Genomic DNA, 21,589 nt, shown 5'->3' with positions numbered 1-21,589 from the left:
GGAGTGTCTGAGACCATGCAAGCCGCCGCCCCCTCGATCGCCGTCATCGCCGCCGCGCTGCTCACTGCCGCGCCGCTTGCCGCGCAGACCGTCAGCCAGGAACAGGCCGAAGCCACCGCCCGCGCCGCGCTCGAAGCCGCGCCGGTGTTCGACGGGCACAACGACACCCCCGGCCAACTGCGCTCGCGCTATGCCAATCAGATCAACGATCTCGACTTCGTAGATACGTTGGACGGTGCCGATCCGGAGGGCACGGGCCGGCCGATGCACACCGATCTCAACCGCCTGAAGGAGGGCAAGGTCGGTGCGCAGTTCTGGTCGGTCTATGTCCCGCATAATGACGACGAGTCCGAAGCGGTGCAGCAGACGATCGAGCAGATCGACGTCACCAAGCGCCTGATCGCGCGCTATCCGGGCGCGCTGCGCTATGCCGAGACCGCCGACGCGGTCGAGAACGCGATGCGCGAGGGGCGGATCGCCTCGCTGCTGGGGATGGAAGGCGGCTATTCGATCGGATCGAGCCTGGCAGTGCTGCGCCAGTTCCACGCGATGGGCGCGCGTTACATGACGCTGACCCACAACAGCAACACCCCCTGGGCCGACGCCGCGACCGACAATCCCAAGCACGATGGCCTCACCACCTTCGGCAAGGACGTGGTGCGCGAGATGAACCGCATCGGGATGCTGGTCGATCTCAGCCATGTCAGCGAGAAGGTGATGCACGATGCGCTGGACGTGGCCAAGGTGCCGGTGATCTTCAGCCACTCGGGCGCGCGCGGGGTGACGGCCCATCCGCGCAACGTACCCGATTCGGTGCTCGCGCGCCTGCCCGAGAACGGCGGGGTGGTGATGGTGGTCGCCCTGCCGCGCTTCATCAACGAGGAACTGCGCCAGTGGGACGCGAGGCGCGCGGGCGAGATCGCGCGGCTCAGGGTCGTCCATCTCGGCCATCCCGAGGCCGCGAGCGCCGCACTGGAGAAATGGCTCGCCGCCAATCCCGAGCCCAAGAGCCCGATCGGCGATGTCGCCGACCACATCGACCATATCCGCAAGGTCGCCGGGATCGAGCATATCGGCATCGGCGCCGATTATGACGGGATGCCCAGCGGGCCGGTGGGAATGGAGGACGTCAGCGGCTATCCGCGCCTGTTCGTGGAACTCGCCCGGCGCGGCTATTCGCAGGCCGAACTCGAGATGATTGCGAGCCGCAACATTCTGCGCGTCATGCGCGCGGCGGAAGCCTATTCCGCCAGCGTCGCGGACGAGCCGCCGATCGAGACCTCGATCGGCGCGCCCGCCAGCACGGAGTGATCAATAGGGCGTGTTGGCGTGGGCGAGGGCGGGGATGATCCACACCAGGCTCATCGCGATGACGGCGAAAGCGAGGCTGAAGCCCAGCACGTAACGCAAGCCGGTGTTGCTGACTGCCCCGCGGGCGGCTTCGTCGGTGATGTGGTGACGGGTGTCCTGCTCGATCATGACTGCTCTCCCTGACATGATTGACGCTACGGAAACACATTCCGTAGCGTCAATCAATACGCGGATGCTCAGATCGTTCCCGCATAATAGCGGGGCGCAAGTTCAGTTGGCCGCTTCGAGCTCGCTGCCGAGCTTCAGAACCTCGTCGCCATCTTCCTGCTTGATCAGGTAGGCCGGGTCGTCGGAATCGCCCTTGCGCGTCACTTCGGAGCCCTTGAGCGTGCGGGTCACCTCATGCTCGAACCGCTCCTTGATTTGGCCCTCGGCTGTGCCGTTGCCCCACGACCACTTGACGTATTGGCCGGTGCGAAAACTGTTCGACATGGGATGGCTCCTGTCGTGGAAAATTATTGTTGCGCCGGGTCGGCGATGCCGTCGGTGGAGGACGAACTGGCATCGCCCTGTTGTTCGGCAACCACTGCATCGCGGCCGGTGGCGGTGCCTTCGCTCTCGACATCGTTCTGCGAGAGGGCTCCGGTAACCCAGATGAGCGTCAGCGCGACGATCGCCAGCGAAACGCTGATCAACAGCACCCACCGCACGTGACCCGTGGTGGAACCAGCCTTCGCGTCGGTTTCGTCGATGCGGGTCTGGGATTGGGGTTCGGACATCATGTTCTCCTGCATGTTCAATACAGGAGGCTAAGCCCCAAGGGCTGCGAATGTTCCGACTCGCGCCCCTGTCAGTCGCGCAGAAGCTCGTTGATTCCGGTCTTCGAGCGGGTCTGGGCATCGACGGTCTTGACGATCACCGCGCAGTAGAGCGAGGGGCCGGGCGAGCCGTCGGGCAGGGGCTTGCCGGGCATCGATCCGGGCACGACCACGGCGTAGGGCGGCACTGCGCCCATGTAGACTTCGCCGGTCGCGCGGTCGACGATCTTGGTCGATGCGCCGAGATAGACCCCCATCGAAAGCACCGCGCCTTCGCCCACGCGCACGCCTTCGGCCACCTCGGCACGGGCGCCGATGAAGGCACCGTCGCCGATAATCACGGGTTCGGCCTGCAGGGGCTCGAGCACGCCGCCGATCCCCGCGCCGCCCGAGATGTGGACGTTGGCGCCGATCTGCGCGCAGGAGCCGACGGTGGCCCAGGTATCGATCATGGTGTTCTCACCGACATAGGCACCGATGTTGACGAAGCTCGGCATGAGAACGACGCCCTTCGAAATATGCGCCCCGCGCCGCACCACCGCGCCCGGCACCACGCGGAAGCCAGCTTCCTTGAAGCGATCGTCGCCCCAGCCTGCGAACTTGAGCGAGACCTTGTCATAGGCCGGGACGCCCGAGGCACAGTCTTCCATCACGCGGTTGTCGCTGAGGCGGAAACTCAGCAGCACCGCCTTCTTGAGCCACTGGTTGACCCGCCATCCGCCGTTCCCGTCGGGCTCGGCGACGCGCGCCTCGCCGCTGTCGAGCATGGCGAGAGCATCGCTGACCGCGTGCCGCACATCGTGACCCGGGCCGACCTCGGCGCGGTTTTCCCAAGCGGCTTCGATGTCGGCGATCAGGTCGTCACTCATGCGGGGTCTCCGGCGGATAATGTCCCTTGCGCGCCTAGCTGCGCGGGAGACGTGGGGCAAGCGGAACCCATCGGGCCGTCAGGGCCGCAAGGCCGACCGGCCGCCCGCAAACAAACTACCCCTTCATCCCCGCGGCAATCGCGAACTGGTAGGCGCGCTCGGCCAGCGGGCGCACCCGCTCGCTCATCGCTTGGGCATGGGCGCTGGAGGCGGTGCCGTCGATCACCCGCTTCTTGATGCCCTGCATGATCCCGGCGAGGCGGAACAGGTTGTAGGCGAAATACCAGTCCATCGGCGGGACGGGGTATCCGGTGCGCGCGACGTAGCGCTCGACCGCCTGCTCGACCGTGGGAATGCCGAGCGCTTCCAGATCCAGCCCCAACAGCCCCGCGCGCCCGTCGGCGGGCTGGAACCAGTTGAGCATGAGGTAGCTGAAATCCGCGATCGGATCGCCCAGCGTCGACAGCTCCCAGTCGAGCACCGCGATGATGCGGGGTTCGGTCTTGTGGAAGATCACGTTGTCGAGCCGGTAGTCGCCGTGGACGACGGATGATCCGTGCTGCGGCGGGATGGTTTCGGGCAACCATGCGATCAGCGCTTCCATCTCGGGCATATGCTCGGTCTCGGAGAGCTTGTACTGCTTGGTCCAGCGGGCGATCTGGCGGGCGCAGTAATCGGTCGGCTTGCCATAGTCGCCCATGCCGATCGCTTCGGGATCGTTGAGGTGCAAGTCGGCCATGGTGTCGATCAGCGCGTGGTAATGCGCGCGGCGTTCCTCGGGTGAGAGGCCGGGGAGCGCCCCGTTCCACAAGCTTCGCCCGTCGGCGAGGCTCATCACGAAGAACTTCGATCCGATCACCTCCGGGTCTTCGCAGAGCCCATAGGTGCGCGGCACCGGGAAGCCGGTGGGGTAGAGCCCCGTCATCGCCGCATATTCGCGGTCGACCGCATGGGCCGAGGGCAGCAGCTTGCCGAAGGGCTGGCGGCGCAGCACATAGGATGCGCCGGGCGTGTCGATCCGGTAGGTCGGGTTCGACTGGCCGCCCTTGAACTTGGTGTAGCTGATCGGGCCTTGGAAGCCTTCGACATTGGCCTCGAACCACGCCGTGAGCGAGGCGAGGTCGAGCGCGTCCTTCTCGGTCACTGCGACCGTGCCGACCATTTCCTTGTCGAAATCGATATCCATCAGTCGAACACCACCACCGTGCGCGCGGAGGTTCCCTTGCGCATCGTGTCGAAGCCCTCGTTCACCTTGTCGAGCGGAATGCGCTCGGCGATGATCGTGTCGAGATCGAGCAGCCCGCGAAGGTAAAAATCGACAAGACGCGGCAGATCAACCGGGAAATGGTTCATCCCCATGATCGCGCCCATCAGCTTCTTCCCGCCGAGCAGGTCCATCGCGCCCAGCCCGACCTTGCAATCGAGCGGCATCATGCCGAGGATCACCGCCGTCCCGCCGCGCCGCAGCGCTGCGACCGCGAGATCGGCCGAAGCCTGACGGCCCACCGCCTCGATCCCCCAATGCACCCCGCCGCCACTGATCGCGATGATCTGCTTGGCCGCATCCTCGGCCAGCGCATCGACCGTGTGGGTCGCGCCCAGCACCTTGGCAAGCTCGCGCTTCTCGGGGAGCGGATCGGCGGCGATGATCTTGCCTGCGCCCGCGATCTTCGCCGCGTTGATCGCGGCAAGGCCCACCCCGCCACAGCCGACCACCAGCACGGTCTCGCCCGGCGTCACCTTGCAGGCGTTGAAGATCGTCCCCGCGCCGGTCGTCACCGCGCATCCGAGCAGCGCGGCGCGGTCGAACGGCATATCCTTGTCGATCGCGACGCAGGCGTGCTCGTGGATCAGCATTTGCTCGCTGAGGGCCGAAAGGTTGAGCATCTGCGCCACCGGCGCAGAGCCATCGGCGAAGGTGATCCGCGGCGCTTCGCCCTTGGTGCGACGGGTGTCCGCGCCAAGGCACAGCGCCATGCGGCCCGTCACGCAGAATTCGCAATGCCCGCAGAAGGCCGAAAGGCACGAGACGACATGATCGCCCAGCTTCACCGTCTTCACTTCGGAGCCGACCGCGCGCACGATCCCCGCCGCCTCGTGCCCCGGAATGGCGGGCAGGGCGTGGGGATAGTGCCCGTCGATGAAGTGCAGATCGGAATGGCACAGCCCGCAGGCCTTGGTGTCGATCAGGACTTCGTGCGGGCCGGGCTCGGCATAGGTGACCTCTTTGATCGAGAGGCCCTGTCCGGGGTGTTCAAGGATGGCGGCTTTTGCCAAATGTGTTCTCCCTAAAGTCCGCCCTCCTCTTGAGAGGAGGGTCGCGAGACTTGGCGGCTTTGCCGCCTAGTCGCAGCGGGGTGGTGCAGCTGCGATGCAGAAGCTCGCTGCGCTCGCCACCACCCCCCGACCCCCTCCTCTCAAGAGGAGGGGGAGATTGGTTCAGCGCGCCCCCATCAACGCGCCACGCCCATGTCGCCCGAGCTGAAGCTCGATCCGTCATTGGCCGCGCGCCCGTGATCGCCGCGCAGGGCGTTGGCCGTCGGCCCCGGAACGGGCGCGTGCTTGGCGAACTCCATGTGCGCGATCGAGCGGGCGTGAACTTCGTCCGGCCCGTCCGCGAGCCGCAGCGTGCGCTGGTGGGCATAGGCATTGGCGAGGCCGTAATCGTCCGAAACGCCGCCGCCGCCGTGGGCCTGGATCGCATCGTCGATGATCTTCAGCGCCATGTTGGGCGCCTGCACCTTGATCATCGCGATTTCCTGCTTGGCCGCCTTGTTGCCGACCTTGTCCATCATGTCGGCCGCCTTGAGGCAGAGCAGGCGGGTCATGTCGATGTCGATGCGGGCACGCGCGACGCGCTCTTCCCAAACCGAGTGCTTGTAGACCGGCTTGCCGAAGGCCTCGCGCTCCTGCAGGCGGCGGCACATCTTGGCGAGCGCTTCCTCGGCGACGCCGATGGTGCGCATGCAGTGGTGGATGCGGCCCGGCCCGAGGCGGCCTTGCGCGATCTCGAAGCCGCGGCCTTCGCCCAGCAGAATGTTCGACGCCGGGACGCGCACATTGTTGAGCTCGATCTCCATGTGCCCGTGCGGCGCATCGTCATAGCCGAACACCGGCAGGTGCCGCAGGATCTTCACCCCCGGCGCATCGAGCGGCATGAGGATCATCGATTGCTGAGCGTGGCGCTGGGCGGAAAAGTCGGTCTTGCCCATGACGATCGCGACCTTGCAGCGCGGATCGCCCGCGCCGCTCGACCACCACTTGACCCCGTTGATGACATATTCGTCACCATCGCGCTCGATCCGGGTTTCGATGTTGGTCGCGTCCGACGAGGCTGTGTTGGGCTCGGTCATCAGGAAGGCCGAACGGATTTCCCCGTTCATCAGCGGGCGCAGCCATTCTTCCTTCTGCTCGCGCGTGCCGTAGCGGTGGAAGACTTCCATGTTGCCGGTGTCGGGCGCGGAGCAGTTGAACACCTCGCTCGCCCAACCGATGCGGCCCATCTCCTCGGCGCACAGCGCATATTCGAGGTTGGTGAGGCCCGGCCCTTCGAATTCGAAACTATCGTCCACGTGGTGGTGGCTGTCGTTGCGCGGGGGCATGAAGAGGTTCCAGATGCCAGCCTCCTTGGCGAGCTTCTTCTTGTCCTCGATGATCTGGATCACCTTCCAGCGGTCACCCTCGGCATCCTGCGACTTGTATGTGCCGATGTTGGGGCGGATGTGCGTTTCGATGAAATCGCGCACGCGGCCCGCCCAATAGGCCTGCCGTTCGGTGGGTTCGAAATCCATGGGGGTTCCTCTCGTCCTTGTCTGCAACCAAACTTTTTGGCGAATCTTCGTGTGACCGTGGCAGAGCCCAGCCTGTGCGCCAAGCTCTCATTTCTGCGGCGCGGGCGCTCCTGCGGGGGTCCGTTCGCGGGCGATGCGCGCGGCGACGCGGGCCTCGTGATCGGCCTGACTGATCGGGAATCGCGCCAGCCAATAGGCCGCCGTCAGCGCCAGCACGGCGGTCACCAGCGGGTAGGCGATGGCGAGCCTGGTCACCACCTCGGGCGCGACCGCGTCCTGCGTGGTGCCCGGCTCCAGACCGATCGCCTGCACGATCAGGCTGGTGAGCAGAATGCCGCCGCCGGTGGCCGATTTCTGCACCAGCCAGTTGCCGGCATAGAAGGTGCCCTCGGCGCGCTTGCCGGTGCGCTCCTCGAAGGCCTCGACAATCTCCGCGACCATCGAGGTGGCCGAGATGATCGCGACCACCCCGGCGGTGTTGGCGGTGAGGGCGAAGAGCATGAACAAGGTGGTCGACAGCAGCGTTCCGGTCTGCGGCCACAACCCGGCAAGGAACAGGACATAGGGCGCCGCTGCGATCACCAGCGCCGCAATCGCCCCGCCCGCGCCGCTCGCCGGCTTGCCGAACCGGCGGTGCAGCGGGCCGACGATCAGGAACATCGCCACCACCGACAGGCCGAGCGCGGCGGGATAGATCTGAAACGCGAGGTCGCTGAACTGCCAGACATAGCGGATCACGTAGAGCGTGCTCGACAGCGTCACGCCCTGGCTGACATAGGCGGCGAGCGCGCCGAAGGAGAAGATCACGAAGGCAGGCTCGCGGAAGGCGTCGAAGATCTCGGCAAAGGCGCGCCGCAGCGAGAAGGGCGGCGGTGCGCTGTCCGGCAGCCGCGCGACATAGCGGTGCTGTCCCGCCGCCGATCCCACCACCGAGACCAGCATGACCACCGCGCCGACCATCCCGAATACGGCATAGCCATCGGGCTCGAGCTGCGATTCCGGTGTCGGCAGGAAGACGGTGAAGGCCAGCACCGACATGGTCAGCCCGCCGACCCAGCCCGACAGGAAGCGGTAGCGGAACAGCGTGGTGCGCTCGACATAGTCGCCGGTGATCTCGGGCACGAGGCTGATCGAGGGCACCTCGCAGGCCGACAGCAGCAGCCGTACGCCCACGGCCAGCGCGACGATTTCCCAGAAGGTGGGCACGCCGGTGAAAGGCGGGCTCCACAGCAGCGCCCAGGCCAGCGCCAGCGGGATCGGGGCAAGGTAGAGCCACGGCAGGCGGCGGCCCCAGCGGGTATAGGTGCGATCCGACAAGTGCCCTATCAGCGGATCGGCCAGCGCATCGATCACCAGCGCCGTCGCCAGCGCCGCGCCGACGATCCCGGCATCCACGCCCAGCACCAGATTGTAGAAGGGCAGCAGAAAGAACGAAAAGCCGCCGTCCTTCACCCCGAAGGCCACCGCGCCGAAGCCGTGCATCAGCTTGAGCCGCCACGGGAGCGGCCCGGTCATCATGCTCATGCGGGGCTGTTCCCGCGATCAGGCCAACCGCCGAATCCGGCCAATTTCTCTCTCCTGCATTGGGTTTCGAACCTAGACTGATTGCACATTGCGTCAATCGCGCGCCGCGCACATTGCGCCTGACGCTACGGCACGCGTGTCCGAACGAAGACCGCTTGCAGGGCTTGCGAAAACGACGCTAACGTAAGCGTCAAGTGAGAGACGAGAGAGGAGAGTCGGCCCATGGCTGATCTGGAAAACTTCCGCGCGGAAACCCGTGCGTGGCTCGAAGCCAATTGCCCCCCCGAAATGCGCGAACCCGTTCGCGGCGAGGACGATATCTATTGGGGCGGCCGCAATGCCACCTTCAAGAACGATGCGCAAAAGGCGTGGCTCGAGGCCTGCGTCGCCAAGGGTTACACTGTCCCGATGTGGCCCAAGGAATATGGCGGGGCAGGGCTTTCGGCACCCGAGGCAAAGGTGCTGCGCGAGGAGATGGGCCGCATCAACGCCCGCCCGCCGCTTTCCTCCTTCGGCATCTGGATGCTCGGCCCGGCGCTGCTGCACTTCGGCACCGAAGGCCAGAAGCAGCGCTTCCTCAACGAAATCGCGCGCGGCGAAATCCGCTGGTGTCAGGGCTATTCGGAACCCGGTTCGGGCAGCGACCTGGTCAGCTTGCAGACCTTCGGCGAGGACAAGGGCGACCATTGGGTGGTGAACGGCCAGAAGATCTGGACGAGCTATGCCGATCAGGCCGACTGGATTTTCTGCCTCGTCCGCACCGACAAGGAGAACAAGTATGGTGGCATCACCTTCATGCTGTTCGACATGGCGAGCGAAGGCGTCACCACCAAGCCGATCAAGCTGATCAGCGGCTCCTCGCCCTTCTGCGAGACCTTCTTCGACAACGTGAGCGTGCCAAAGTCATACGGCGATGACGTGCCGGCCTATGTCGGCACGATCAATCGTGGGTGGGACGTCGCCAAGTATCTGCTCGGCCACGAGCGCGAGATGATCTCGGGTGCGGATGGCGGCGAGCGTGCTGCGGCGATCGGCGCGGCGATGAAGCGCCATGCGGCCAAGACCGGCGACGATATCGATCCCGTCCTGCGCGCGGAGCTGGCGATGTTCGATGTCGACGCGCTGGCCTATGCCGCGATGGGCGAGAAGTTCCTCGACGAGATCAAGGTCGGCAAGGCGCACCCCGCACAGCCGAACATGATGAAATATGCCGGGACCGAATTGAACAAGCGCCGTCACGAGCTTGTGATGGCCGTTGGCGGCTCGCGAGCCCTTGAATGGGAAAGCGAGGCGACCGAGAACGGCAAGCCTTCCAAGGCATGGCTGCGCACCAAGGCGAACTCGATCGAGGGCGGCACCAGCGAGGTCATGCTCAACGTCATCGCCAAGCGCATCCTCGATCTGCCGGGGGCTTGATTTAGCACAATAATCGTCACCCCGGCGCAGGCCGGGGCCCAGATGCGGCGGGCGCGGGACTGTGTCCCGGCCTGCGCCGGGATGACGGACTAAGGGAGAGGGAGAACCAATGCCCCTGTATCACAACGACGATCAGGCGATGCTCGCCGATACCGCGCGCGGGTTTATTGCCGAGGAAGGCAATATCGCCAAGCAGCTGCGCCACTGGCGCGACCGCGATTGCAAGGACGGCTTCGGCCACGGCCTGTGGAAACAGATGGCCGAGATGGGCTTCACCGGCATGCTGGTGGACGAGGCCGACGGCGGGCTCGGCATGGGCCATGTCGAGGCGGGGATCGTGCTCGAAGAAATCGGCCGCAACCTCACGCCCTCGCCGTTCCTCACGTCCTCGGTGCTGGCGGCGACGGCGCTGAAGCATGGCTCGGATGACCTCAAGGGACGCTACCTTCCGGGGCTGATTACGGGCGATTCCGTGTTCGCGGTTGCCATCGACGAGACCGCCAAGCACCGGCCTGAGCGCATCACCACCCGCGCCGAGAAGTCGGGCAACGGCTTCAAGCTGTCGGGAGCCAAGAGCTTCGTCATTCAGGGCGCGAGCGCCGACATGATCGTGGTCGCCGCACGCACTTCGGGCGCTGACGATGATGCGGACGGCATCACGCTGTTTGCGGTGCCGAAGGACGCGGCGGGCATGAGCCATGACGCGGTGCGGCTGGTAGACTCGTCGATGGCGACCCACACGAAGTTCGATGGGGTCGAGCTCGATGGCGACGCCGTGATCGGCGAGATCGATGGCGGGCGCGCGGTGCTCGATGCGATGCTGCTCGCTGGCCGCGTCGGTGCGGCGGCGGAAGGCGTGGGCGTCGCGCGCGGGGCGATGGACATGACCGTCGATTACCTCAAGCAGCGCAAGCAGTTCGGGAAGCTGATCGGCGAGTTTCAGGCATTGCAGCACCGCGCCAGCCACCTTTACTCGGAAGTCGAAATCGCCCGCGCCGTGACCATCAAGGCGCAGCAGCTGCTCGACGGCGGCAGCGCCAATGCCGAACTGATGGCGAGCGTCGCCAAGGCCAAGGTCGCCAAGACCGCGCGCCTCGCGGTGCAGGAAGGCGTGCAGATGCACGGCGGCATCGGCATGACCGACGAATACGATATCGGCCTCTACATGAAGCGCGACCGCGCGCTGGCCGAGTTCCTCGGCGATGCCTACTACCACGCCAACCGCGTTGCGGAGCTGAGCGGGTATTGAGCCGTATCTCCCCCTCCTTTTCAAAGGAGGGGGTTGGGGGTGGTTGCGAGCGAAGCGAGCGCCGCAAGTCACCACCCTGCTGCGACTGGGCAGCAAGCTGCCAAGTCTCGCTATCCCTCCTCTGAAGAGGAGGGAGGAGAAAGGAATATACATGGACATTCAATCACTTTTCAGCCTCGAAGGGCGCGTTGCCCTCGTCACCGGCGGTTCGCGCGGGATCGGCAAGATGTTCGTCGAGGGCCTGCTCGCAGCCGGCTGCGCGCGGGTCTACATCTCGGCGCGCAAGGTCGAGCAGATGCAGGCCACCATCGACGAATTCGGCGCGGATCGCGTGATCGGCATTCCCGCCGACCTCAGCCAGATGGACGGCATGGTGAGCCTCGCCAATGAGCTGAAGGCGCGCGAGAGCCACCTCGATATCCTCATCAACAATGCGGGCGCCGCCTGGGGCCAGCCTTACCTCGAATTCTCCGAGGCCGGCTGGCACCGGACGATGGACCTGAACGTCAAGACCCCGTTCTTCCTCACCCAGAAGCTCCACGATCTGCTGGTCGCGGGCGGCAAGCTGGGGCATCCGGCCAAGGTCATCCACGTCTCCTCGATCGACGGGCAGCGGATCAATCCGTGGGAGACCTATGCTTATCAGGCGTCGAAGGCGGCGGTGATCCAGCTGACCCGGCGCATGGCGGCGCGGCTGATCCACGACAATATCGTCGTCACCTCGATCGCGCCCGGAGCCTTCCCGTCCGAGATGAACAAGGCCGCCAAGGACGCGCCCGACGCCAGCGCCTCCGGCATTCCGGCCAAGCGCATCGGCACCGCCGAAGACATGGCCGCAGCGGCGATCTACCTGTGCAGCCGTGCAGGCGATTACGTGGTGGGCGAGACGCTGACGGTCGATGGCGGCGTGGTCAACGCGCTGCTCCCCAACCACTTCGCCGATCCCAGCGGCGGCGGGCACTGAGCCGACCGCCACCGGCATAACGAAAAAGGCCCACACCCCCGGATCGCCGGGGATGTGGGCCAAGTAGCGGCAGGCATAGCACCCCCCGCTTGGGTCGCCTCGTCAAATTCGTGCTGCCTTGAGTTCCCCCCTTGCGGGCCCCCCGGCCGTGTTGAGAGCCTTTTGCCGTAGCCAAGGGACGCGGTCTGTGATGTTCATCACGCTGGCGCGGCTTTCAGATATTTTTCTCTCCGCAAGCCCCGGTTGCCCCGTGCGCGGCAAGGTCATATCGTCAGCGCGGGGGGAATCATGGACACGCTCGACGATCTTATCGGCAGGCTCGCACCCGACACGCTGCTGCGCGCGCTCGCGGCCGATCAGCTGGAAATCGTGCTGCGCAAGGCCACCCGCCGCGATCTGCGCGCGGGCGAGACGATCATCGCGCAAGGGGACGAGACCGGCGATTTCGCGGTGGTGGTACTGACCGGCGGGCTCAAGATCAGCATGGTCAGCGCCGGGGGGCGCGAGATCATCCTCAATTATTGCGGGCCGGGCGAGCTGGTGGGCGAGATCGCGATGCTCGACAGCGGGCCGCGCACCGCCACGGTGACCGCTGCGGTGCCCTCGAACGTGCTGATCCTCCCCTCGCGCACCTTCCTCGATGCGGCCACCGCCAGCCCCGCGTCGCTCGAGGGCGTGATGCGCGAACTCGCCCGGCGGGTGCGGCAGCTCAACCTCGTGATCGAGAGCGACCGCACCTTCTCGATGGCCCCGCGCCTCGCCCGCGCGCTGGTGCGGCTGGTCGATCCCGACAGCACCGATGGCCGTCTGCGCTACCACCCGAGCCAGAGCGATCTTGGCGCCTTTGCCGGTCTGGCGCGCGAAAATGTCAGCCGGCTCCTGTCGGAATGGGAAGCGCAGGGGATCGTGGCCCGCAAGGGCCGCGCGCTGCTGGTGCGCGATCACGCCTATCTGCAAACCCTCGCGGAATTCGGCGACGAGGCGTAATTTCGCGCCGGTCCGGCACAATCCCCGCGCGGCACGATTGTCGGAATTATAGAGTCCCTGATCCACGGAGGCAGACATGGCCACGATCCCGACGCCCAATCCCGATACCATCCAGCCCGACGTCGCCCCGGTCGAAACGCCGCCGCCTTCCGAGCCTGTGCCGATCCCGGCCGAGCCTTCGCCGCCCGAAACCGAGCCTACGCCCCCCGATATCGACCAGCCCGGGCGCGGGCCCGACGAACTGCCGCCGCAGCCGTAACCCGGCAGCAGGCTCGCACGGCCCGGCAGCGATTGTGCAGGGCCGTGCGGCGTCAATCCTCGCCGCGTGCTTCTTCGGCCTGATCCTCGCGATATTCCTCCATCACCTCGGCAGCGGTCTCGCGGTCTTCTGCGGTGACGGTATCGGGCCGGTCGTTGCGCCAGGCCCCGGCGCGCGGGGTCAGGCAGATGCGGGCGGAAACCGGGCGATGGTCCGAGCCGACATCCTCCAGCACCCTGATATCGCGCAGGGTGAATTCCTCGGTCATGAACACGTGATCGAGCGGCCAGGCGAGCCAGGGCAGGTCGGCAGGAAAGGTCGCAAAGGTGCCGCGCCCGATCCGCGGGTCGAGATACCCGCCGATGCGCTTGAACGTTTGCGACGTGTTCGACCAGGCGACGTCATTGAAATCGCCGATCGCGATCACCGGCATATCCAGCCTCGCCGCACGGCGTGCTGCGATCAGGATTTCCGCATCCCGTTCCTCGGTATCTTGGCCGGGATGCGGCGGCCGGGGGTGCAGCCCCATCAGCACGAATGGATGTTTGGTCGCCAATTGCGCCATGATTGATGGCGTGTCGGGCTCCGCTATGTCCTCGATTGTGCCGGAAGCCATGGGCAGCCGGGTCGCGAACAGCAGGCCGTAGGTGTTGTCCAGCGGCCGGTCGAGGCGCGAGGGATAGCGCGACAACACCGGCTCGAGCGCCGTTTGCCACGCGGCGTCGGTTTCGAGCAGCAGCACGATATCGGGATCTTCGCGCTTCAGGAGCCGTGAGGTGCGGCCATAATCGCGGTTGTATTGCAATACGTTGAGCGAGACGAACGAAAAGCACGTCTCATCGGGCAGCGATGCATCGGCCAGTGCGACTTCGGGCGATTGCAGCATCGTGTAGGGCATGATGCGATAAAACTGCCACCCGCCTGCGACCAGCAGTGGCGCGATGATCCACGAGAAACGCCGCCCTTGCAGCAGGCCGAGAGCAATCGCCGCGACGACGATGACTGTCAGAATCTGGAGCCGCGGAAAATCCCAGATCCTGATCCACCATTCATTCGATTCGATCGTGCTCAATCCGCTGACCAGCAAAGCCAGCGCGGCAACCACGAGGGTGACCGCCGTCAGGCCAAGGCGGAGCTTGGGATGGATATTCATAACATGCGACCTCGAATGGCACCGCTCGGTCGCATATCTTGCCGTCAGCCGTTTGCCTATCGGTCAGACGGGGCGCGATCGGTGCTTTCTCCACGAAAGGCGCGCGCGATCAGCTTTTGCACCGGTCGGGAACCGCGTCTCACACCATCAGCCCGCGCACGAAGGGGATCAGCCCGGTCTGGCGGGCGCGCTTCATGCGTTCGGCTTCGAGGATCGCGCGAACCTTTTCGAAGCAGACCTCGACGTCATCGTTGATGATGACATAGTCGTAGCCGTCCCAGTGGCTGATTTCCGCGCGGGCGCGTTCCATGCGGGCGGCGATCACTTCGGCGCTGTCGGTCGCCCGGCCCTGAAGGCGGCGGTGCAACTCCTCGATCGAGGGGGGCAGGATGAACACCCGCACCACATCCTGCTGATCCTTTTGGTAAAGCTGCTGGGTGCCCTGCCAGTCGATATCGAACAGGAAGTCCTGCCCTTCCTTCAACCCGCTGCGGATGAAGCCCTTGGGCGTGCCGTAGCGGTGGCCGAAGACTTCGGCCCATTCGTAGAAATCGTCCTCGTCGATCATCTCCTGAAAGCGATCGGGGCTGACGAAGTGGTAATGCACCCCGTCGACTTCGCCCGGCCGCGGGGGGCGGGTGGTGGCGCTGACCGAGAGGCGGATCTCGCTGTCTTTCGCCAGCAGCATCCGCGACAACGTGGTCTTGCCCGCGCCCGACGGCGAGGACAGGATGAACATCAGGCCCCGGCGGTGGAGCCGGTCGTCGGAATGGTGAGAGGAATCGCCCATAGGCCCCGTTGCCCCAACACGGGGGCGCAAATCAAGGGCGGGTCAGGATTCGCTGTCGGCGGAGGGCTTGCCTGCGGCCTTGCGCGCGCGCCGCTGCGCTTCGAGCCGCTTGCCGCGATCATAGAACACCTTGGCCGCCAGCCCGCCTGCCACCACGGCGAGGCCCATCGGCGATCGGCGCGCGAGGCTGCTAGCGCCCCACAGCGCGATGCTGCTCGCCAGCCCGCGCTTGTCGACCAGCTTTTCCGCCTTGGCGTGGCCCTTTTCGGAGCGGCCATAGCTCCTGACCACAAGGCCTTTTTCCATACGGTTGCGCAGCATGCTGCTGGCGGCGCGCAGGACGATGTCGGCGATCACGAGATTGGTGCCGGTCACGGGGCTGGGAAGCGGCAGGCGGCCTGAGCCTTTGGTCTTGCCGGAGCCTTCAGCGGGCGCGGGCGCATCGGCGGCGGGCGCCGTATCCGCCGCCCGCTTGCTCCGCTTTGGCCGCTTGATCCCTGCCATGGCCCTTACTTCTTGCGCCCAAAATCGACGCTGACGACATTGGAACCGTCAGGATCAGTGTCCGGCCCGTCATTCTCGGCGTCTTCATGCGCCTCGGGCTCCAGCTCTTCGACCGCGGCCTGAAACTGCAGGCCGAAATCGACCGCCGGATCGACGAAGGCAGTGATCGCGCCGAAGGGGATGGTAAGCTTGGCCGGCACCTGATTGAAGGTCAGGCTGACCGAGAAGCTGTGCGGCAGCACTTCCAAATCCCAAAACTTGTTCTGGAGCACGATGGTCATTTCATCGGGGAAGCGTTCGCGCAGATGCGGCGGGATCGAGACGCCCGGCGCCCCGGTCTTGAAGGTGATGTAGAAATGATGCGCGCCCGGCAGCGTCCCGCCGCCGCTGACGATCGAACCCAGCACCCGGCCGACCACGGCGCGCAGGGCTTCCTGCACGATCTCGTCGTAGGGGATCAGGCTGTCGGGTGTGTCAGGGTTCATGATGAGGCAAGTGGTGACGCGCGGCGAACGCTTGGTCAAGCCCCCTTGGCGCTTGGCAAGCGGGGTTTGGCCGGACTTTCCAGTCCCATCCGTCCCCCCGCGTGCGGGCGGCGCTTGTCTTGCGCGCGCGGCGGACTATAGCGCGAAGCCATGGCCAGCACCCCTGCTCAAACCCCTCGGCGCACCGGCTCTGTCGAGCGCAACACGACCGAGACAAAAATTGCGATTCATGTCGATCTCGACGGCACCGGCGCTTACGATGTCAGCACCGGGATCGGCTTTCTCGATCACATGGTGGAACAGTTCAGCCGCCATTCGCTGATCGACGTGACCATGAAGGTCGAGGGCGACCTGCATGTCGACCAGCACCACACCACCGAGGATTCGGCGATCGCACTGGGGCAGGCGATTGCGCAGGCGCTGGGCGACAAGGCCGGGATCGGGCGCTACGGCGCGGCCTATTCGCCGATGGACGAGACGCTTTCGCGCGTGGCGCTGGATATTTCGGGCCGGCCTTATCTGGTGTGGAAGGCGAAGTTCACGCAGGAAAAGCTCGGCGAATGGGACACCGAGCTGATCGAGCACTGGTTCCATTCCGTCTCGCAGAGCGCCGGGATCACCCTGCACATGGAACTGCTCTACGGCAGCAACAACCACCACATCTGCGAGAGCCTCTACAAGGGCTTTGCCCGCGCGATGCGGCAGGCGGTCGAACGCGACCCGAGGAAGGGCGGGGCGATCCCCAGCACCAAGGGGCAGTTGGGTGGCTAGCATCTTCATCGCCTCGCTCACCTATACCGTTCCGATCGAGCGGATCGACGCGGTGCTGGCGGATCATCTCGCCTGGCTGAAAGCGGGGCACGAGGCGGGCAAATTTATCGCTTGGGGCCCGCGCGAGCCGCGCGACGGGGGGCTGATCTTCGTAAAGGCCCCGAGCCGCGCAGAGGCCGAGGCACTGCTCGCCAGCGACCCCTTTATGCTGCATCAGCTCGCCGATCTGACGATCACCGAATGGATTCCGCGCATGGCTTTCCCGGGACTCGAGGCATTCAATGACTGAGGTCATCGCGCTGATCGATTACGGCGCGGGCAATCTGCACTCGGTTCATAATGCACTGAAGGCGGCAGGGTCTGATGTCACCGTCACTTCGGATCCCTATGTCGTGCGCGCGGCGGATCGAATCGTGCTGCCCGGTGTCGGCAGCTTCAAAGCTTGTGCCGAGGGGCTGAATGCGATTTCTGGCATGGTCGAAGCCATGACCGAGCGCGTCCACGTCGGCGGCGCGCCGTTCCTCGGCATCTGCGTGGGGATGCAGTTGCTGGCGGATCGCGGCCTCGAACATGGCGTGACACCCGGCCTCGGCTGGATCCCCGGCGAGGTTCGGCTGATCGAGCCTTCCGACCCCGCGATCAAGGTGCCGCATATGGGCTGGAACGATGTCGCGCTGCTCCCCCATGCGCGCGACCACGCGGTGATCGACGAGGGCGAGGCCTATTTCCTCCACTCTTATCACTTCGCCGCGACCGATCCGCACGATGTCGCCGCGATGACCGACCACGGCGAGGGATTGGTGGCAGCCGTCGCCCGCGACAACATCATCGGCGTGCAGTTTCACCCGGAGAAAAGCCAGAGCTACGGGCTGGCGACGCTCCGGCGCTTTCTGGAGTGGTTCCCGTGATCATCTTCCCCGCCATTGACCTCAAAGGCGGTCAGGTCGTGCGCCTTGCCGAAGGCGACATGGAGCGCGCCACGATCTACGGGGATGATCCCGCCGCGCAGGCGCTGATCTTCGCCGAGGCCGGGGCCGAGCATCTCCATGTGGTCGATCTCGACGGCAGCTTTGCAGGCGAAAGCCGCAACCGCGCGGCGGTGGAGGCGATTGTCGAAGCCTTCCCCGGCTATGTGCAATTGGGTGGCGGCATCCGCGATGCGGCGGCGGTCGAGGGCTGGTTCAACCTCGGCGTGGCGCGGGTGGTGATGGGCTCGGCGGCATTGAAGAACCCCGAGTTCGTCAAGGACATGGCCCGCGAATGGGAGAACGGCATCGTCGTTGCAGTCGACGCGCGCGACGGGATGGTCGCGACGGAGGGCTGGGCGGAAGTCTCCGATGTCCCCGTGACCGATCTTGCGCGCCGCTTCGAGGACGCAGGCGTTGCCTCGCTGCTGTTCACCGACATCGGCCGTGACGGGCTGCTCAAGGGCGTGAACATCGAGGCCACGGTGGACCTCGCCCGCCGGGTGGACATCCCGGTGATCGCCAGCGGCGGGGTGAAGGGGCTGGACGACATCCACGTCCTCGCTCTGCACGCGCACGAAGGGATCGAAGGGGTGATCACAGGGCGGGCGCTCTATGAGGGGCGGCTCGACCTGGCGGCTGCGATTGCGATGGGCGCGCGGGCGGCATGACCGCGCTCCAGATAATCATCGCACTGGCGATCGCTGGAGTTGGCGTCTGGATGATTACTTCCGCTTTGCGAACAGGCATCCTTAAGGGCGAGAACGGATATGCCGTCGCCCGATCCGACCGACCAGCGCGTTTCTGGCTGGAACTCGGTGGCGGCGTGATCATCATTGCCGTTTGCGTCGCAATGGCTGCCACGAAAGCGGGATTGATATGACCGTCCGCATCCGCGTCATCCCCTGCCTCGATGTCGCCGATGGCCGCGTGGTCAAGGGCGTCAACTTTGTCGACCTGAAGGACGCGGGCGATCCCGTGGAACAGGCGCGCGCCTATGATGCGGCGGGGGCGGACGAGCTGTGCTTTCTCGATATTTCCGCCAGCCACGAAGGGCGCGGGACGCTGCTCGACATGGTGCGGCGGACGGCGGAAGTGTGCTTCATGCCACTCACCGTCGGCGGCGGGGTGCGCTCGGCCGAGGATGCGCGCGCGCTGCTGCTGGCGGGGGCGGACAAGGTCGCGGTCAACTCCGCCGCTGTCGCCCGGCCCGAACTGGTGGGCGAGATTGCCGAGCGCTTCGGCAGCCAGTGCGTCGTCGCCAGCGTCGATGCGCGCCGCACGCCGCGCGGGAACTGGGAAATCTTCACGCACGGTGGGCGCAAGCCGACCGGAATCGACGCGGTGGAATATGCAATGAAGGTTGCAGGACTGGGGGCGGGCGAATTGCTCGTCACCTCGATGGACGGCGACGGAACGCAGCGCGGCTACGACCTCGCGCTCACCCGTGAGATCGCCGACGCGGTCAGCGTGCCGGTGATCGCCAGCGGCGGGGTGGGTAGCCTCCAGCACCTCGTTGCGGGTGTGACCGAGGGCCACGCCAGCGCGGTGCTCGCCGCGAGCATCTTCCACTTCGGCCACCACACCATCGCCGAGGCGCACGCGGCGCTGCGCGCGGCAGGGCTTCCGGCGCGCGGTTAGACCCCCCTCCCCTTGGGGAGGGGTTGGGGGTGGGGGTACGGCATCAGTGGGCGTCGAACACCCATCCCCGACCACTTCCCTCAAGGGAAGGGGCTTTCAGTGCACGCGCGTGTCCACTATGCCTCCGCACATGAACACCCTCACCCGCCTCGAAACCACGATAGCCCAGCGCCTCCATGCCTCGCCCGAGGAGAGTTATGTGGCGAAGCTCCACGCCAGGGGGCTCAAGAAAATCGCGCAGAAAGTGGGTGAGGAGGCGACCGAAACAGTGATTGCCGCGCTGGCAGGTGACGAACAGGAGCTTGTGGACGAGGCCGCCGACCTCCTTTTCCACCTGATGGTGCTGCTCGCCGAAAAGGGCGTGGCGTTGGACACGGTGCTCGCCGAACTCGACCGCCGCGAAGGCCTGTCCGGCCTCGCCGAAAAAGCCGCACGGAGCCAGGACTGATGCCGATCGACCCGACCCTGCCCTATGACGACGCCAATATCTTTGCGAAGATCCTGCGCGGCGAGATCCCCTCGAAGAAAGTCTACGAGGATGATTGGGCCATCGCCTTCGAGGACATCAACCCGCAGGCCGAAATCCACACGCTGGTGATCCCCAAGGGGCGCTATGTCAGCTGGGACGACTTCAGTGCAAAGGCCTCCGACGCGGAAATCGCCGGTTTCATCCGCGCCGTGGGTGAAGTCGCGCGGATGAAGGGGCTGGTCGACCCCGGCTATCGCCTGCTCGCCAATATCGGCGCGCATGGCGGGCAGGAAGTGCCGCATCTTCACGTGCACATCTTCGGCGGCGAGCCACTCGGCCCGATGATCGCGCGGCGGCGCTGACGCGGCGGCGCTCGTCCCCCGTTAGCCTACGGTTCATCGACAAATCGCAAACACCGCCCTTTGCAGCGATTCCGCGCTGCGCTAGGTGGCGCGTGATGACCTCTCCCAACCCTCCCGGCGGCGTTCTTGATGGCGCGCGGCACCTTTATGCGGTGCGGGTCTATTACGAGGATACCGACCTGTCGGGGATCACCTACCACGCCAATTACCTGCGCTGGTTCGAACGGGCGCGCAGCGATCTGCTGCGCTTGCTCGGGATCGATCAGCGCGCCGCGATCGAGGCGGGGGAGGGCGCCTATGCCCTCAGCGAGGTCAACCTCAAATACCTGCGCCCGGCCAAGCTCGACGATGACGTGGTGATCGAAACCCGCTGCACCGAGCTGGGCGCAGCCTCCTGCCGGATGCATCAGGTGGCGCGGCGAGGGGATGACGTGTTGTGCGAGGGAACCTTGCGCGTCGGCTTCATCACCCTCGACGGCCGTCCGCGCCGCCAACCGCCCGAGTGGCGCTCGGCGTTCCAGACTTTCATGAACAAGGATAACTGACACCGTGACGCTTGCCCTGCTCAGCGCCGCTGCCGCCCCGACCCGGCTCGATCCGGTCGAACTGTTCCTGACCGCCGACATCATCGTGCAGGCAGTGATGGTCGGCCTGATCCTCGCCAGCCTGTGGGTGTGGACGATCATCGTCTCCTTCTCCTTGCGGGTCGGCGCGCTGTCGAAGAAGTCGCAGGCCTATCAGGAGGAATTTTGGGAGCAGCGCGACCGCGAGGGCCTGCTGACCAAGCAGGCGCGCAAGGACATTCCCGCCGCCCGCGTCGCCGCCGCCGGGCTCGACGAGTGGCGCAAGTCCACCGCCAAGCAGCCGGTCGATCGTGACGCCGCGCGCCAGCGCATCGCCGCCGCGATGGACAGCCAGATCGCCGAGGAGGCCGACGATCTCGCCGGGCGGCTGAATTTCCTCGCCACGGTCGGATCGGTTGCGCCCTTCGTGGGCCTGTTCGGCACGGTGTGGGGGATCATGAACTCCTTCTTCCAGATCGGCGCACAGCAGAGCGCCAGCCTCACCGTCGTCGCCCCCGGCATTGCCGAAGCGCTGTTCGCCACCGCCATCGGCCTGTTTGCGGCGATCCCCGCAGTCATCGCCTATAACCGCTTCGGCGGGGCGGTGGATCGCTATGAATCGACGCTCCAGCGCTTTGCCGACCGGCTCCACGCCGGGCTGAGTCGCGAATTGGACAGGGCATGATGATGAAACTTGA

Annotated in this window: 28 protein-coding genes; 16 read left to right on the top strand and 12 right to left on the bottom strand. The window is 65.8% G+C overall.

Going from position 1 to position 21,589, the window contains the following annotated elements; all coding sequences use genetic code 11:
• The first annotated feature begins 15 nt into the window (after window positions 1–15).
• On the top strand, window positions 16–1,311 hold the full coding sequence (locus tag E2E27_RS16685; RefSeq protein WP_141461064.1) for a dipeptidase: 1,296 nt from the start codon (window positions 16–18) through the stop codon (window positions 1,309–1,311).
• Here E2E27_RS16685 and E2E27_RS16680 read toward each other — a convergent pair whose 3' ends face one another.
• From E2E27_RS16680 to E2E27_RS16645, 8 genes are all read right to left on the bottom strand, one after another.
• Window positions 1,312–1,479 carry a hypothetical protein gene (locus E2E27_RS16680; RefSeq protein WP_181443487.1) on the bottom strand — a complete coding sequence of 56 codons (168 nt, stop codon included), beginning with the start codon at window positions 1,477–1,479 and terminating at the stop codon, window positions 1,312–1,314.
• A gap of 102 nt (window positions 1,480–1,581) precedes the next feature.
• Window positions 1,582–1,803, bottom strand: a complete 222-nt coding sequence (locus E2E27_RS16675; protein WP_141461060.1) for a hypervirulence associated TUDOR domain-containing protein — start codon at window positions 1,801–1,803, stop codon at window positions 1,582–1,584.
• A gap of 23 nt (window positions 1,804–1,826) precedes the next feature.
• A complete protein-coding gene (locus E2E27_RS16670; RefSeq protein ID WP_181443486.1) occupies window positions 1,827–2,093 on the bottom strand; it encodes a hypothetical protein in 267 nt (88 codons plus the stop codon).
• Between the two features lie 68 nt (window positions 2,094–2,161).
• On the bottom strand, window positions 2,162–2,998 hold the full coding sequence (dapD, locus tag E2E27_RS16665) for a 2,3,4,5-tetrahydropyridine-2,6-dicarboxylate N-succinyltransferase (protein WP_141461058.1): 837 nt from the start codon (window positions 2,996–2,998) through the stop codon (window positions 2,162–2,164).
• A gap of 115 nt (window positions 2,999–3,113) precedes the next feature.
• Complete coding sequence (locus E2E27_RS16660; RefSeq protein WP_141461056.1) at window positions 3,114–4,184, bottom strand: phosphotransferase family protein; 1,071 nt, start codon at window positions 4,182–4,184, stop codon at window positions 3,114–3,116.
• Complete coding sequence (locus E2E27_RS16655; RefSeq protein WP_141461055.1) at window positions 4,184–5,275, bottom strand: Zn-dependent alcohol dehydrogenase; 1,092 nt, start codon at window positions 5,273–5,275, stop codon at window positions 4,184–4,186. Before E2E27_RS16655 ends, E2E27_RS16660 begins: the two co-directional genes overlap by 1 nt.
• A 176-nt stretch (window positions 5,276–5,451) precedes the next feature.
• Window positions 5,452–6,789, bottom strand: a complete 1,338-nt coding sequence (locus E2E27_RS16650) for an acyl-CoA dehydrogenase family protein (RefSeq protein WP_141461053.1) — start codon at window positions 6,787–6,789, stop codon at window positions 5,452–5,454.
• Window positions 6,790–6,876: 87 nt separating this feature from the next.
• Window positions 6,877–8,313, bottom strand: coding sequence for an MFS transporter (locus E2E27_RS16645; RefSeq protein WP_141461051.1), 1,437 nt, complete (start codon window positions 8,311–8,313; stop codon window positions 6,877–6,879).
• A gap of 222 nt (window positions 8,314–8,535) precedes the next feature.
• Here E2E27_RS16645 and E2E27_RS16640 point away from each other — a divergent pair, with 222 nt between their 5' ends.
• From E2E27_RS16640 to E2E27_RS16620, 5 genes are all read left to right on the top strand, one after another.
• On the top strand, window positions 8,536–9,729 hold the full coding sequence (locus E2E27_RS16640) for an acyl-CoA dehydrogenase family protein (protein WP_141461049.1): 1,194 nt from the start codon (window positions 8,536–8,538) through the stop codon (window positions 9,727–9,729).
• Window positions 9,730–9,838: 109 nt separating this feature from the next.
• Window positions 9,839–10,978: an acyl-CoA dehydrogenase family protein gene (locus tag E2E27_RS16635; RefSeq protein ID WP_141461047.1), complete on the top strand. Its 1,140-nt coding sequence runs from the start codon at window positions 9,839–9,841 to the stop codon at window positions 10,976–10,978.
• A 151-nt stretch (window positions 10,979–11,129) separates the two neighbouring features.
• On the top strand, window positions 11,130–11,942 hold the full coding sequence (locus E2E27_RS16630) for an SDR family oxidoreductase (protein WP_141461045.1): 813 nt from the start codon (window positions 11,130–11,132) through the stop codon (window positions 11,940–11,942).
• A gap of 288 nt (window positions 11,943–12,230) precedes the next feature.
• Window positions 12,231–12,929 (top strand): Crp/Fnr family transcriptional regulator, encoded by a 699-nt coding sequence (locus tag E2E27_RS16625; RefSeq protein WP_141461043.1) that lies wholly within the window; start codon window positions 12,231–12,233, stop codon window positions 12,927–12,929.
• A gap of 76 nt (window positions 12,930–13,005) precedes the next feature.
• Window positions 13,006–13,188 (top strand): hypothetical protein, encoded by a 183-nt coding sequence (locus E2E27_RS16620; protein WP_141461041.1) that lies wholly within the window; start codon window positions 13,006–13,008, stop codon window positions 13,186–13,188.
• 52 nt (window positions 13,189–13,240) lie between these two features.
• Here the strand turns inward: E2E27_RS16620 and E2E27_RS16615 are convergent, their stop codons facing one another.
• The 4 genes from E2E27_RS16615 to E2E27_RS16600 form a co-directional block, all read right to left on the bottom strand.
• Complete coding sequence (locus tag E2E27_RS16615; protein ID WP_141461039.1) at window positions 13,241–14,341, bottom strand: endonuclease/exonuclease/phosphatase family protein; 1,101 nt, start codon at window positions 14,339–14,341, stop codon at window positions 13,241–13,243.
• Window positions 14,342–14,480: 139 nt separating this feature from the next.
• On the bottom strand, window positions 14,481–15,131 hold the full coding sequence (gmk, locus tag E2E27_RS16610) for a guanylate kinase (protein WP_141461037.1): 651 nt from the start codon (window positions 15,129–15,131) through the stop codon (window positions 14,481–14,483).
• Window positions 15,132–15,173: 42 nt separating this feature from the next.
• Window positions 15,174–15,635 (bottom strand): hypothetical protein, encoded by a 462-nt coding sequence (locus E2E27_RS16605; protein WP_141461035.1) that lies wholly within the window; start codon window positions 15,633–15,635, stop codon window positions 15,174–15,176.
• Between the two features lie 5 nt (window positions 15,636–15,640).
• Window positions 15,641–16,120, bottom strand: coding sequence for an SspB family protein (locus tag E2E27_RS16600; protein WP_141462010.1), 480 nt, complete (start codon window positions 16,118–16,120; stop codon window positions 15,641–15,643).
• A 150-nt stretch (window positions 16,121–16,270) separates the two neighbouring features.
• Between E2E27_RS16600 and hisB the strand changes: the two genes are divergently transcribed.
• The 10 genes from hisB to tolQ all read left to right on the top strand — a co-directional run bounded on the left by hisB (window position 16,271) and on the right by tolQ (window position 21,576).
• A complete protein-coding gene (gene hisB, locus E2E27_RS16595) occupies window positions 16,271–16,891 on the top strand; it encodes an imidazoleglycerol-phosphate dehydratase HisB (protein WP_141461033.1) in 621 nt (206 codons plus the stop codon).
• Window positions 16,884–17,180, top strand: coding sequence for a YciI family protein (locus E2E27_RS16590; RefSeq protein ID WP_199799084.1), 297 nt, complete (start codon window positions 16,884–16,886; stop codon window positions 17,178–17,180). The genes hisB and E2E27_RS16590 overlap by 8 nt, the downstream gene beginning before the upstream one ends.
• Window positions 17,173–17,799: an imidazole glycerol phosphate synthase subunit HisH gene (hisH, locus tag E2E27_RS16585; RefSeq protein WP_141461031.1), complete on the top strand. Its 627-nt coding sequence runs from the start codon at window positions 17,173–17,175 to the stop codon at window positions 17,797–17,799. Before E2E27_RS16590 ends, hisH begins: the two co-directional genes overlap by 8 nt.
• Window positions 17,796–18,527, top strand: a complete 732-nt coding sequence (gene hisA, locus E2E27_RS16580; protein ID WP_141461029.1) for a 1-(5-phosphoribosyl)-5-[(5-phosphoribosylamino)methylideneamino]imidazole-4-carboxamide isomerase — start codon at window positions 17,796–17,798, stop codon at window positions 18,525–18,527. Before hisH ends, hisA begins: the two co-directional genes overlap by 4 nt.
• The gene (locus E2E27_RS16575) at window positions 18,524–18,739 is read left to right on the top strand and encodes a hypothetical protein (RefSeq protein WP_141461027.1); all 216 of its coding nucleotides are present in this window, start codon (window positions 18,524–18,526) and stop codon (window positions 18,737–18,739) included. Before hisA ends, E2E27_RS16575 begins: the two co-directional genes overlap by 4 nt.
• Window positions 18,736–19,497 (top strand): imidazole glycerol phosphate synthase subunit HisF, encoded by a 762-nt coding sequence (hisF, locus tag E2E27_RS16570; protein ID WP_141461025.1) that lies wholly within the window; start codon window positions 18,736–18,738, stop codon window positions 19,495–19,497. The genes E2E27_RS16575 and hisF overlap by 4 nt, the downstream gene beginning before the upstream one ends.
• Before the next feature lie 130 nt (window positions 19,498–19,627).
• The gene (locus E2E27_RS16565) at window positions 19,628–19,945 is read left to right on the top strand and encodes a phosphoribosyl-ATP diphosphatase (protein WP_141461023.1); all 318 of its coding nucleotides are present in this window, start codon (window positions 19,628–19,630) and stop codon (window positions 19,943–19,945) included.
• Complete coding sequence (locus E2E27_RS16560; protein WP_141461021.1) at window positions 19,945–20,328, top strand: histidine triad nucleotide-binding protein; 384 nt, start codon at window positions 19,945–19,947, stop codon at window positions 20,326–20,328. Before E2E27_RS16565 ends, E2E27_RS16560 begins: the two co-directional genes overlap by 1 nt.
• A gap of 95 nt (window positions 20,329–20,423) precedes the next feature.
• Complete coding sequence (locus tag E2E27_RS16555) at window positions 20,424–20,873, top strand: YbgC/FadM family acyl-CoA thioesterase (RefSeq protein ID WP_141461018.1); 450 nt, start codon at window positions 20,424–20,426, stop codon at window positions 20,871–20,873.
• 4 nt (window positions 20,874–20,877) lie between these two features.
• Window positions 20,878–21,576: a protein TolQ gene (gene tolQ / locus E2E27_RS16550; RefSeq protein ID WP_141461016.1), complete on the top strand. Its 699-nt coding sequence runs from the start codon at window positions 20,878–20,880 to the stop codon at window positions 21,574–21,576.
• The last annotated feature ends 13 nt before the right edge of the window (window positions 21,577–21,589 follow it).

Source organism: Porphyrobacter sp. YT40, from assembly GCF_006542605.1.
In the GTDB taxonomy this organism is placed as follows: Bacteria; Pseudomonadota; Alphaproteobacteria; order Sphingomonadales; family Sphingomonadaceae; genus Erythrobacter.
The sequence above is the reverse complement of the archived record's forward strand: the minus strand, read 5'-3'. Positions and strand labels throughout refer to the sequence as shown.